Source organism: Pelomicrobium sp. (assembly GCF_036803785.1).
Classification (GTDB): Bacteria; Pseudomonadota; Gammaproteobacteria; order Burkholderiales; family UBA6910; genus Pelomicrobium.
Genome location: NZ_DAIRTR010000010.1, coordinates 1 through 12,335, shown reverse-complemented (window position 1 = coordinate 12,335; position 12,335 = coordinate 1). Strand labels below are relative to the sequence as shown.

Annotated in this window: 11 protein-coding genes and 2 pseudogenes; 7 read left to right on the top strand and 6 right to left on the bottom strand. The window is 63.2% G+C overall.

The window, feature by feature from the left end; translation table 11 throughout:
• Positions 1-2: 2 nt before the first annotated feature.
• From V7Q81_RS02225 to V7Q81_RS02205, 6 genes and pseudogenes are all read left to right on the top strand, one after another.
• Positions 3-593: a riboflavin synthase gene (locus tag V7Q81_RS02225; RefSeq protein WP_333839989.1), complete on the top strand. Its 591-nt coding sequence runs from the start codon at positions 3-5 to the stop codon at positions 591-593.
• Positions 590-1,702: a bifunctional 3,4-dihydroxy-2-butanone-4-phosphate synthase/GTP cyclohydrolase II gene (gene ribBA, locus V7Q81_RS02220; protein ID WP_333839987.1), complete on the top strand. Its 1,113-nt coding sequence runs from the start codon at positions 590-592 to the stop codon at positions 1,700-1,702. Before V7Q81_RS02225 ends, ribBA begins: the two co-directional genes overlap by 4 nt.
• A 9-nt stretch (positions 1,703-1,711) precedes the next feature.
• Positions 1,712-2,182 (top strand): 6,7-dimethyl-8-ribityllumazine synthase, encoded by a 471-nt coding sequence (ribH, locus tag V7Q81_RS02215; protein ID WP_333839985.1) that lies wholly within the window; start codon positions 1,712-1,714, stop codon positions 2,180-2,182.
• Complete coding sequence (gene nusB, locus V7Q81_RS02210; protein ID WP_333839983.1) at positions 2,179-2,619, top strand: transcription antitermination factor NusB; 441 nt, start codon at positions 2,179-2,181, stop codon at positions 2,617-2,619. The genes ribH and nusB overlap by 4 nt, the downstream gene beginning before the upstream one ends.
• Before the next feature lie 600 nt (positions 2,620-3,219).
• A complete protein-coding gene (locus V7Q81_RS16060) occupies positions 3,220-3,606 on the top strand; it encodes an integrase core domain-containing protein (protein WP_442954736.1) in 387 nt (128 codons plus the stop codon).
• A 630-nt stretch (positions 3,607-4,236) separates the two neighbouring features.
• Positions 4,237-5,076 (top strand): annotated as a pseudogene (locus V7Q81_RS02205) (methyl-accepting chemotaxis protein); the annotation flags it as partial.
• 1,071 nt (positions 5,077-6,147) lie between these two features.
• Here the strand turns inward: V7Q81_RS02205 and V7Q81_RS02200 are convergent.
• From V7Q81_RS02200 to V7Q81_RS02180, 5 genes are all read right to left on the bottom strand, one after another.
• Positions 6,148-8,304, bottom strand: a complete 2,157-nt coding sequence (locus V7Q81_RS02200; protein WP_333839979.1) for a PhoX family protein — start codon at positions 8,302-8,304, stop codon at positions 6,148-6,150.
• A 159-nt stretch (positions 8,305-8,463) separates the two neighbouring features.
• Positions 8,464-9,042, bottom strand: a complete 579-nt coding sequence (locus V7Q81_RS02195; RefSeq protein WP_333839977.1) for a hypothetical protein — start codon at positions 9,040-9,042, stop codon at positions 8,464-8,466.
• Entirely contained in the window at positions 9,008-9,487 is a 480-nt protein-coding gene (locus V7Q81_RS02190) for a hypothetical protein (RefSeq protein ID WP_333839975.1), read from the bottom strand. The genes V7Q81_RS02195 and V7Q81_RS02190 overlap by 35 nt, the downstream gene beginning before the upstream one ends.
• 158 nt (positions 9,488-9,645) lie before the next feature.
• Positions 9,646-9,816, bottom strand: coding sequence for a hypothetical protein (locus tag V7Q81_RS02185; protein WP_333840054.1), 171 nt, complete (start codon positions 9,814-9,816; stop codon positions 9,646-9,648).
• A gap of 489 nt (positions 9,817-10,305) precedes the next feature.
• Positions 10,306-11,322: a helix-turn-helix transcriptional regulator gene (locus V7Q81_RS02180; protein WP_333839973.1), complete on the bottom strand. Its 1,017-nt coding sequence runs from the start codon at positions 11,320-11,322 to the stop codon at positions 10,306-10,308.
• Positions 11,323-11,406: 84 nt separating this feature from the next.
• Here V7Q81_RS02180 and V7Q81_RS02175 point away from each other — a divergent pair, with 84 nt between their 5' ends.
• Positions 11,407-11,907: a cupin domain-containing protein gene (locus tag V7Q81_RS02175; RefSeq protein ID WP_333839971.1), complete on the top strand. Its 501-nt coding sequence runs from the start codon at positions 11,407-11,409 to the stop codon at positions 11,905-11,907.
• A 258-nt stretch (positions 11,908-12,165) separates the two neighbouring features.
• Here V7Q81_RS02175 and V7Q81_RS02170 read toward each other — a convergent pair.
• Positions 12,166-12,335, bottom strand: a pseudogene (locus V7Q81_RS02170) (phage portal protein); the annotation flags it as partial.

Genomic DNA, 12,335 nt, shown 5'->3' with positions numbered 1-12,335 from the left:
TCATGTTTACCGGCATCGTCGAAGCGGTGGGGCGCATCAAGCATTTGAGCCCCCTCGAGGCGGGTCTGCGGCTGTCCATCGCCCCGGGCGGCCTAGATCTTGCTGACATGAAAACTGGCGAAAGCATCGCGGTGAACGGTGTCTGTCTCACCGTGGTGGCGCTGGCCCCGGGCACTTTCACGGTGGACGTTTCCCCGGAAACCCTTGCTTGCACCTGTGGCCTGGATGCGCTCGGGGAGGTGAACCTGGAGAAGGCCCTTAAGTTGGGTGATCGCCTGGGCGGGCATCTGGTCACCGGACACGTGGACGGGGTAGGGACTGTCACCCGCCGGGAGCGCTGCGGTGAGTGTTACACCCTGTCGGTGCGCGCGCCGGCCGGGCTTGGCCGCTACATCGCGCGCAAGGGCTCCATTGCTGTGCACGGCGTGAGCCTGACGGTGAACGAAGTGGGCGGCGACGAATTCACGGTGAATCTCATCCCCTTCACCCTGGAGGCCACGACCCTGAAAGCCGTGACCCCAGGCGCTCGGGTCAACCTGGAGGTGGACCTGATCGCCCGTTACGTGGAGCGACTGCAGTCGTACCACCCATGAGCGAGACCGCCATCAGCCCTATCGAGGACATCATTGCCGACGTCCGTGCCGGCCGCATGGTGATCCTGGTGGACGAAGAGGAGCGAGAGAACGAGGGCGACTTGGTGCTCGCCGCCCAGTTCGTCACCCCTGAGGCGATCAACTTCATGGCCAAGTACGGCCGTGGCCTCATCTGCCTGACCTTGACCGAGGAGCGCTGCAAGCAGTTGAACCTGCCCCTCATGGTAGCAGCCAACCGTTCCCAGCTCGGCACCAACTTCACCGTCTCCATCGAGGCGGCGACGGGGGTGACCACCGGCATCTCGGCCGCGGACCGCGCCCGCACCGTGCAGGTGGCGGTTGCCCCGGGCGCTCGCCCCGAGGACCTGGTGCAGCCAGGCCATATCTTTCCCCTCATGGCCCAGCGGGGTGGGGTGCTGGTGCGGGCCGGTCACACCGAAGCCGGCTGCGACCTGGCCCAGCTTGCGGGGTTGATCCCTGCGGCGGTGATCTGCGAAATCCTCAAGGACGATGGCTCCATGGCGCGGCTGCCCGATCTGGTCGAGTTCGCCCGTACCCACGGCCTCAAAATCGGCACCATCGCCGACCTGATCCACTACCGGGCGAGCACCGAGACCCTGGTAGAACGGGTGCTGGAGCGGCCGCTCGCCACCGTGCACGGTCCCTTCCGGCTGGTGGTTTATCGGGACAAGACCTCGGAGGCGACCCATCTCGCGCTGGTGAAAGGGGCCATCGAGCCCGGCGAGGAGACCCTGGTACGGGTCCACGAGCCCGTCTCGGTCATCGACCTGCTGGATGCGGGCGGCACAACCCATTCCTGGGGGTTGCATCAGGCGATGGCCACCGTAGCACGGGCACGCTCCGGAGTCATCGTCCTGCTGCATCGTCCCGAATCTTCCCAGGAGCTGCTGGAGCGCAGCCGCACGGTCGGGGAGCACGTGCTGCCGCGCGTTAAGCACGACCTACGCAATTACGGTATCGGCGCTCAGATTCTGCGCGATCTGGGCGTTGGCCGCATGCGGCTACTCGCGGCGCCGCGAAAGATGCCTAGCATGGCTGGGTTCGGGCTCGAAGTGACCGGCTACCTGCAGCCCGCGGATCAGGTCTGAGGGGGGAGTATGATTCATGACAAAAACATCCTGAAACTGGCTCCGGAACTAAAAGGCGGGGGGCTCCGTATCGGCATTGTGATGAGCCGCTTCAACCTGGAGGTTTCAGAACGCCTGCTGCGCGCCTGCGCGGATGAGCTGCTGAGCAGCGGCGTTGGGGAAAGGGACATCCTCGTCGTGACCGTGCCGGGAGCATTGGAAATCCCCATTGCCCTGCAGAAGCTCGCGCTCACTGGTAACTACGACGCGCTGGTCGCCCTTGGCGCGGTGATTCGCGGTGAAACCTACCATTTCGAGGTGGTGGCCAACGAGTCCGCATCCGGCATCATGTCAGTGCAACTCGACACCGGCGTTCCCATCGCCAACGGGGTTCTCACCACCAACGACGATCTCCAGGCCGCCGCCCGCGCCGAGCAGAAAGGCAAGGAAGCCGCCCGGGTGGCGATGGAAATGGCGAATCTGCTGCGGCGGATCGTATGAAAACAGCGCGCCGACGCGCCCGGGAGTTCGCCCTACAGGCGTTGTACCAGTGGCGCCTCACGGGCTATGACATGGACTCGATTGCGCCACAAGTGCGGGCCCAGAAAGATTTCGCCCACGCCGACGGGGCGCTGTTCGAAGCCCTGGCCCATGGGGTTGCGCGTGAGGCGCAGGCGCTGGAGGCGATCCTCCAACCGCATCTCGACCGGCCAGCGTCCGCGCTTTCGCCCGTCGAGCATTGCATCCTGCTGATAGGCGCCTTCGAGCTTGCCCATCATCCCGAGATCCCTTACCGGGTGGTGATCAACGAAGCCGTGGAGCTTGCCAAGACCTTCGGTGGTACCGAAGGCCACAAGTACGTGAACGGCGTACTGGACAAGCTGGCGTCCCGACTACGCGCTGTCGAGGTGGCGGCGCCGCGTGGCTCTCGAAGCTGACGGCGACGGACGCGACGCAACACTGCTTTTTTGCTGGTGGCGAGCCTTTTCTTTGACTTAGGTTTCTTTGACCTGTCCCCGGATTCTGGTCTCCTTACGAGTGGAGTCCGCTCGCGGAAGGAAGCGGGCTGATGAAGAAGAAGTGTTTCACCGAAGAACAAATTATCGCGACGCTGAAGGAGGTCGGGGCCAGGGGGAGGGAGCGCCGATCTCTGTTGCAAGTCCGGGATTTCCAAGGCTGCCTTCTACAACGGGATAGCCAAGTGCGCCGGCATCGCGCTCCCCGAGGTCTGGCAGCTCGAGAAACTTTCCACCGAGGCCGAGCTCGACGAAGCGGCACTGAAGGGCCTTTTCAGCCGAAAATGATAGGCCTGCAGGCACGCCGGAAGACCGTCACAATGCTCCTGAGGGAGCAGCGCTACGTCCTGAGGCGCGCCCGCGGACTGATCCAGACATCCTTTCGGCTCTACCGCTAACGCTCGCACCGGTCTGTAGCCGCCTGCACAAGCGCATCGGGCCGCTCAAGCGCAAACCCCGCCTCAACCGTTTCGCACCGTGTAAGCGGGTCCATGGACTTCATGGCCGCGTCCGGCGCTTGCGCTGCCTGGCGCGCGCGGCCGGCACATCGCTCACCGGGGCCCGAAAGTCGCCCTACTCGGGCAGCTTCCTGCAGACTCGCGCTCTGCCCCGCTCGATCACCGTCGGTCAAGGACCGGAGTTCGAGGGCAAGGTCCTCGATTCCCAGGCCTGCGCAAAGGGCGTGTCCCTTGTCCTTCACCCTCCCCGGAAAGCCTATGGGGGAGCGCCTGCATCGAGTCGTTCAACGGCAAATTCCGTAACGAGTGCCTGAGGGGGCACGGATTTGTCACGATGCGCCAGACGCACGAAATCATCGTGGCCTGGCGTGGCGAGTTCGACACCGTGCGGCTCACAGCTCGCTTGGCGATCTTACACCCGAGGTGGATGCGGAGGAGCATAGAGCAATAACCGAACAGCAGCTATTATCAACCGTGGACGCTAGGCATCCGCTCTGAATTCAAGTAGTGGTTTAAAGATCTCGCTCCGTTTGCCGATAACAGGGTCATCAAGGCCGGCAATGAGCTGGCAACGCTTCGCCGAGAGAAAAACGGCGCACATGCCGGGAAGAGGGGCGGGTGTGCCGCGGGTAAACGAGGCGGGCAATGACCGTGGGCAAGAGTCAATCTCCAAAGCCCCGCGGAGGCAACGGGTGGAAGGGTAATGATGAGAACGCTGCTGGAGAGGCTTTGTATACGCCAACAAATGTATCTCCTCGCAGGAGTGGCTGCCCTGCAGATGGCCATGGGGGCCGCATTCGTCCTCTGGCCCCAGCTAAACTCCGGCGGGGAGGTGGATACTGCATTCAATTGGGTGGTAGGCGGAACAACGGGCGCTATCCTCTTCACTTTCCTGCTCGCCCATCATATGGGCAGCGTCACTGGTCGGCGGGCGGAATGGATCGTGGAAGCGCTCAAGGCCCTTTCTGCCGGAAACCTCGGCCACAAAGTCAAGCTGCCGGGGCGGGACGAGTTCGCCTGGATGGCTTGGGAGTATGCACAAGCCCGCAAGGCGTTCTCGGAAATGGTGAGCGAGATCCTGGGAAGCGCCAGCCAGCTGGCTGCGGCCGCCGAGGAACTTTCGGCCATTACCGAGCGGGCCAAACAGGGCATTGCCCGCCAGAACCAGGAGACCGAACAAGTGGCGACAGCGATGAACGAGATGTCGGCCTCCATTCAGGAGGTGGCGCGCAACGCCGCTAATGCCGCCCATGGTGCTCAGGAAGCGGACACGGAAGCGCGCCGGGGCCATGGGGTGGTTAAAGAGTCCATCAAGACCATCGGCACCTTGGCCCGTGAGGTGGGTCGGATCTCCGAGGTCGTTGCCAGACTCAAAGAGGACAGCGTCAACATCGGCACGGTGCTGGACGTCATCCGCGGCATTGCTGAGCAAACCAATCTTCTGGCCTTGAATGCCGCCATCGAAGCAGCTCGCGCCGGTGAACAAGGACGGGGCTTTGCCGTGGTGGCGGACGAGGTGCGCACCCTTGCCTCTCGCACTCAGCAGTCGACCCATGAGATCCAGCAGATGATCGAGCGCTTACAAGCAGGGGCTAACGAGGCGGTGGCGGTGATGGAACAGGGCAGCAGGATCGCGCACGGGGCGGTGGATCAAGCTGCCAAGGCGGGTGAGGCGCTTGAGAGCATCACGCGCATGGTAGACACCATCAAGGACATGAACTCACAGATCGCCAGCGCCGCCGAGGAGCAGAGCACCACCGCGGAGGAGATCAACCGCAACGTGGCAAATATCAACGAGGTGGCGTCCGAGACCTCGCAGATGGCGCAACAGACCGCGCAGGCAGGCGATAATCTGGCCCGGATGGCAGCGCAGCTGCAAGAGCTGATGGGCCGGTTCAAGCTGGTGCAGGAGGGAAGGTAATTGTGCTACAAGATTTCCAAAGAAACAAAAATTTCATATAGGTGATGAGTATGCATGAGCACCAGCAATGGTCAATGGAGAAGAGCCCGGGGTATTTTTTGCTTTTGCCGCATACCCTTTCTGGTTATACCCCGTTCATAGGCAATATCACTTACTTCCAGGACTGAGTCATCGTCCTCGGCAGCCGCTGCCTGCTGTTGGGCCTTCCCTTTGCGGTACGTGAGGGCGAGAGTTTTTTTTGGTTGTTTATGGTGCCGCCTGCCACCTCAAGACCGAGTTTGAGTACGGTCTTGCCGATCACCTCGGGTGTCGCCAAGATGGAGATCGGGCCACACGCGAGCGAGCGCGCCTGGAAATCATGGAGCGGCTCAAGGGGCTTGCGCTCCCAAGCCGCAAGCGCTAGCTGCCCATCGGCTGGGAAAGGCTGCCCGAGACAAAAGCCGCACCGAGGGCAAGTACCCGGGCAGTCCCCCCTGAGCCCATCCAGAGGGCGCTTCCGCCCGGCCATGCCCCACGGGCCAAGCCCCTCGGGTCCCTGTGGGCTTCGCTCGAGCGCCACGGGCTGGCAAACCGCTGTCCTCTCTGGCCGGCCGGACTCGGGGCGGGCGCCCGCAGCAAGCCCACGAGCGGACAATGCGACCCCTCCATCACCACTGCCTGCACAGCTGGGGTGATGTCATGGGATATGTAAATCTCGACAAGCGCCGCGAGGAATTCCCATCCCGTGACCGTAAGGGAAAAAAGTTCAGCATCCGGGCATGGACTAGTGTATTTCCCGATTTCGCGCATCAAGGGTGCGCTCTGCTAGGCTACGTCCGCTCTTGATCTGCAGCCTCGGGATCAATATTACCCGCTCAGTTTTCAATGGGGTAGGAAACCCGGCCCAGAGAGGAGACTGCCCCACCGGTAACGAATGCGTGTATCGATGCGGCTGAATCCGAGATCAATATGTGCAAAATGATAGCTTAATGGATCTTGATTCCAAAAAGTGCGCGGGTGAATAAACGAACAGAATGTGACTGTGCCGGATCGCATCCTTCTCCGATCCATGGTTTTTGTCACTATACCTAGTCAGGTGCCGATTACTCCGCCGTCGTTCTTGGTGATCACCACGACCGTTGAGCGCGGTTTGGCAGGAACGGTGCCGGTGAAGGTGGTCGGGCCGTTGGCCTGGTTGTCTGGCCAGGCCGATAACTGGGTGTGCGAAGTGGCCCAGTCCTCGCCCGGATGCTGAATGCCGACGAACATGGTACGGCCGTCCGGCGTGGTGACCACCCCGGTGACCTCGCTACCCGGCGGGGCCGTCAGGAAGCGGCGCGTCCGCCCCGTGGCTGGATCGGCGCACAGCATCTGGTTGGTGCCAATGTTCCCGTAGTCGCCGGTAGCCAGCCCTGTACTGTGATCGGTCTGAATCCACAGCCGTCCATCCTTGTCGAACCACAATCCATCGGGTGCTCCATAATCGTCGCCGTCGATGTTACCAGCATAGATCTTTCTGGAAAACTCTGGATCGGTGCTGCTAATACCCGCGAGGTTGTCGCGGCTGGATGAAGCAGAAAAGGTCTTGTGGTTGTTTTTGTCGCCACACAAGACGAACACATCCCAGTCGAAGCGAGTCGCATCGACTCGCCCACCCTGTTCGCGCCAACGGATGATGTGTCCATAGACGTTGTCGGGCCGAGGATTGGCGCGATCCACCGGTGGCTTTGCGCTGCCGGCAGCGCTGGTGCCCTCAGGGTCATTGTGAGAGGACGGTATGCTTCCGCGCCGGTTGTTGTTGGTCAATGTGACATATACCTCCAGGCTTCGCGGATGCACCGCCACCCATTCGGGGCGGTCCATCATGGTGGCGCCGACGCGGTCGGCAGCCTGACGACACTTGATTAGCACTTCCCCCTGATCGGCGAAGCCATTCGCTGGAGTAAGTCCGTTCTGATCCCACACCAGGGGCAGCCAATCGCCCGTGCCATCGGCGTTGAATCGAGCGACATATAGCGTTCCTTCGTCGAGCAGATTGCGGTTGGCCGCAGGATTGTCGGGCGTGTACTTGTTCTTGCAGACGAATTTGTAGATGTACTCGTTGCGCTCGTCATCACCCATATAGACTGCCACACGGTTATCGCCGCCCAGCACTACCCAAGCGCCCTCGTGTTTGAAGCGGCCCAGGGCAGTGCGTTTGATCGGAGTGCTGTCAGGATTCCAAGGATCGATTTCCACTACCCAGCCGAAGCGATTGGGCTCATTGCGGTTACCCGGGCTATTGAGATCGAAACGCGGGTCGGCCTCGTGCCAGCGGTAGCCGAAGCCTTTGGCCGTCACTCCATAGCGGCGCTCGTGCTTAGTTTCGGTGAAAGGGCCGTTAGCGCCGAAATAGCCGTTCCAATTCTCCTCGCAAGTAAGGTAGGTTCCCCAGGGGGTGTGACCATGCGCGCAGTTATTGAGCGTGCCCATCACGGTGGTGCCACTCGGGTCGGCATTGGTGCGCATGAGCACGTGGCCGGCAGCAGGGCCGCTAATGCGACAGGGGGTGTTGCCGGTGATACGGCGGTTATACCGGGAGTCTCGCTTGACTACCCAAGCACCCCCATCGCGAGCAATCTCCACCACGCTCACGCCATGCGCCGCCTGCTGGGCGCGCACCATGTCTAGCGTGATTGCGTTCGTGGCATAAGCCCCGGCCGGGACGATGTTGTTGACCAGGGCGGGATCGCAATACTCGTGGTTGGCGACCAACAGGCCGCGGTCACTGCGTGGACCCGAGCCATCTGAGAAGGGAAAGAAATGCATGCCGTCAGTGTGTGCCCCGTAGCAGTGCAGTTGGGTCGCCTCGTCGATGGCGCCAAGCGTGTCCCAATGCGGTGCCAGGGTAAGGGAGTCGCCCCAGGAAATTAAGACACTGACGCGATAGCCATGCGGCACGGTCACTGCATCGCGCATAGGATTGACGTTGGCGGCCACGCTGACGAAGCCGATGTTGGCTCCAGGCGATGGGGAACGGATTCCTGTGGAGAGCTGATTCATCGTTGCACCGGGTCCGATATCGGCAGCGCCCCCCCTGACCAGGAAAAAGGTCGTCAGACTGGCCAAAGTCCCTATGGATAGTTTGAAGAATTGCCGCCGGTCGAGCAGACGCCGATCTAGGACTCCGAATATATCGAGGTTACTCGAATCGTTGCTCGTAGCCGAGGTTGGCGTTTCTTTGTTGTCAGGGTGTAGATGGCGACTCATGTTTTGCTCCTGTGCTATGGTCAAACATTCCCTAGCAAAGACGCAGAGCAAAACTAACAAAGCAAGATTACATCAGCGTGAATCGGTAATTACCCTTCCGACTTAAACTTGCAGAGGAAGTCATTCGTCCGTTATTCCTTAAGCGATCAAAGAAGCTAGTTACAACGCGCACACGGTATCGGCCGTGCCTCCAGGCGGTAGCAGGAAGCGAGACGACTGCTCGCGAGCGATCGATCCCCGCGCACGCAGCTCCGCATACTTTTCACATTGCTGGCATCGAGCCCCAAGTTCTCCATACGGCACGGACACTTTGTGATAAATGGCGCGGAAGATGGTCCAGTACGCGTGATGGAATCGATCGATGATGAATAAGCCAGCGCCTCTGGCTTCACGCGCGGCGCGGTAGGCAGCGATCGCGTCCGCCTTCTTGGTAAGCTTGTCTCCAAAGATCGCGTTGGCGATCTCGGAGGCCCGCCAGCCAATGAATTTGGCGAGGATCTTCTGCTCGTCGGGCGTGGCCTGACGGCCTTCCTTCTCCAGGGTCTTCAGGAGTTCGACGGCCGCAACGTTCTGCTCGGCCTTCTTGAGCCAGGAGCCCTCGTAGGTCAGGTCATCGGGTCCGAATCGGTAGTTTCGTCCCGATTTAGGAGGGATGTCGGGACCGGCGGGAATTCCAGCATCTCGGCGAGCACGAGCTCCCTGTTCAACATTTCCGCCATCGCGAGCCTCCTCGCGCACCCGATCGGACCGAGGCTGTCCCACTTTTCCCGGATGCACATCTCCATCGACAGACGCGAGGCCTCCGCGCCGATCTCCTCGCCTGCGGCATGAACGATTCGACGCTCGGCGGCTTGAAGTTGTCCCGCGCGTAGTCGTACGGCCGCCCGTCGATCATGGCGACCGGCTTTGCCTTGCCAGCTGCGGGCTGGGTCTCTTCGGACGGCGGGCCGGAGACGGCCTTCGGCGCGGCCTCGCGGTAGATGTCTTTTGGGATCTTGTTCCAGACCTTCTTCAGCCTGTCGTCAGCCTTAAGGAGGTCGTTGGCGCGGGAAATGGCCTCTTTGAGCTCAAGGCGCCTCTCCCGCTGGAATACCTCGGAGAGCAGGCCCTCGACCGCCGCCTTGAGTCCCGGCGTGTCCTTGGGCAGCATCCTGCCCTGGGGATGGCGAACGGCGATGTCCACCAGCGCCTCGCGCCAGCCCGTCCCGCTGCGTTCGGGCTCTTTCGCCAGGGATCGATGTGCCGCTTCTTGGGGTGCGGGTTGCTGATTTTGCTCTACAGCTCGCGTGGGCTGCCCTTGCGCACGCTGCGCCTCATTCGAAGCGGGCGCTGGCGGCTGCGCTACAGCTTGCTCGGCGGCGGCGGGCCCTCCGGCTGGTCTTGGCTTCTCGGACGCAGGCTCTTGAGCGCCTGCCCGAGCGCTTTCTTCACCAGCGGGTTGCCCTCGATTTTGCGCACCAGATTCCTGGTCGCCTCCAGGGTCTTCGGGTCGAGTTGTGGCTTCTTCTGCATCGATCGTCCTCCTTGCGGCAGCAATGAGCTCGGCCTTCGTCGGCGGCGTGCGGCTGCCAAACAAGTCCGGTTGCGAGGGGCTGCCAGCGGCCGCCAGGGCGTCGAAATAGCCCTGGATGAGCGCTGCGATCCGGCGCGGCGAGATTCAGGCGGTCGGAGAGCACCGCGAGGGTCACGTCGAGCTTGGCGCGCTGCACGAGCAGGGGCGTCCCGAACAGGCGGGCGGCGAGGTGGGGGAGCATCGGTGTCAGTCCTGCGATTCGGTGTTTGGCTTGTGGCACCGGCGGCCGCAACCGGATCGGCGGTGTCTCTCTGGTTGTCGTGCCGCGGGGAGTCCAAAACCAGTTGCGAAATCTCGAACGATGTGGCCGATTCGCCGACGTTGTGCGGGTCGGCTGCCGCGCCCACAAGCCTTGCGCGACGCGTCGGTTCGGCCAGCGCGTGGAGGACGCTGGAATGCCCTCTCCGAGCTGCCCGTCGGTCGCTCGTTCAGGAAGGTGCCAGCGTGCGTTCGAGCCGGGCCTGCATGCGGCGCAGGCAGGCCTGCAGTTCGGGCGGCGACTCCACCTCGAAGTCCATGTCCAGGCTGAGCAGCCAAGCGGCCAGCGCCGCCACCCGGTGAGCGCCCGTGACGAGCCGGCAGCGAGCCGGCCCGAGCGCCTCAAGGCGGCCGGCCAACGGGGAGATCTGCTCTTGCGCGGCGTCGACGGGCGAATGCAACACTACCCGCGCCTGCACGCGGTAGACGTCGGTGGAGATGCGGCGTGCGACGAAAGCGGCCAGATCGGCCCGCGTTGGTGGCCGGGCAGAGGCCTTGCCTCGGCTGCCGCCCGTTACGCCGTCCTCGGCGGGAAGGGGGCGCGGGGAAAAGGCGTCCCCCATTGTGCGTACGTCCTCGATGCGGTCGACGCGCAGAGTGCGCCAGTCCGCGCGTCCGCGGTCCCAGGCGACGAGATACCAGCGCGACTCTGCGCACACGAGGCCAGCTGGCTCCATCCGACGAACGCTGGAGCGGCCCTGTACGTCGCGGTAACGCAGCTCGACCACCTGCTGCAGCTCGCTGGCGTCGGCCAGCGCAGCGAGATGGCCCAGGTCGGCGGCCGGTGCTGCGTTCGTCAGTGGCTGCACCGCATCGAAAAGGCTCTTGAGCCGGCGCGCCAGCCGCGCCGGCAAGAGCGTCTCGAGCTTCATCGAAGCCACCAAAGCGGACTCCTCCAAGCCGCGGACGCCGCCCAAGGCAGCGCTTCGCAATGCGAGCGCGAGCGCGAGAGCCTCGTCCTCCTCGAAGGCCAGGGGCGGGAGCTGGGTGCCTGCCTCGAGGTGGTAGCCGCCCTCGGCACCTGGCAGCGCCCGCACCCGGTAGCCGAGTCCGCGCAGTCGCTCTACGTCCCGTCGGACGGTGCGCGTCGTGACACCCAACCGCTCGGCCAACTGCGGCCCGCTCCAAGAGCGGCGCTGTTGCAGCAGGCCGAGCAGCCTCAAGAGGCGGGACGAGGCGGGCAGCATGCAGATTTCGAATGAGGACCGAAACTGTCCGCAATTCTAAAGTAAACTGCAGGCCTTGCTCCACCCAACGCCAGGAGGACACGCATGGACCGACCCATCCTCAACATCAACGACGCGAGTTACACCGACCTCGCCGACCTCTCCCGTCTCTGGGGCTCCGAGATGCCGGCCGAGCGCTACGGCGGCCGAACCGCGCTGATCGGCCGCGCCCTCGGCGCTCGCCAGCTCGGCTACAACGTCACCGTCATCGCGCCTGGCAAGCGGGCATATCCCTACCACTGCCACACCGTCAACGAGGAGATGTTCTTCGTGATCGAAGGCCAGGGCGTGCTGCGCGTCGGTGGGCAGACGCATCCTATCCGCGCGGGCGACGTGATTGCTTGCCCGGCCGGCGGCCCAGAGACCGCGCACCAGATCGTCAACACCGGCACCGCCGAGCTGAAGGTACTGGCGGTGAGCACTGCGCGCACGCCCGAGGTCTGCCATTACCCCGATTCCGGTAAGTTCGGCGTGCTGGACCCGGAGCACCGCTTCGCCTACATGGGGCGGGTGAAGGACGGTCTGGACTACTGGGACGGCGAGTAGTCCCGGGGTCGTCCGCGCCAGGCAGCCGGGGCCGCAGCGGCGAGGTCCGACGTCGGGCACGGCGTTGCCGCGCCGACTCGTCTGCCCGGAGAGGATCACATCGCTTCACGCATCGCTTCACGTTCGCCTTCGCTCACGTGAGCCTCCGCCGCAAGCGGAGTGACGGTGTCGCTCCGCCTGTCGTGCCGCGGATCCGAGTCGAAGACCAGCCCGAGGTCGTCCGCTCACGCGTTGTGGCTCCGGCCGCCGCTTCGCGGCTTAACGCTCGCTATCGCTCGCATTAGCCTGCGCCGCAATCGTCGCGACCCCTTGGTCATGACGAGGGTCGGAATCGAAGACCAACCCGAGACTGTCTGCGCGACGATTGTCCGATGCGATCTCGCGGTCGATGTCCTCGGCGTCGTAGCCGTAGGCCGAGATCGCCTCCG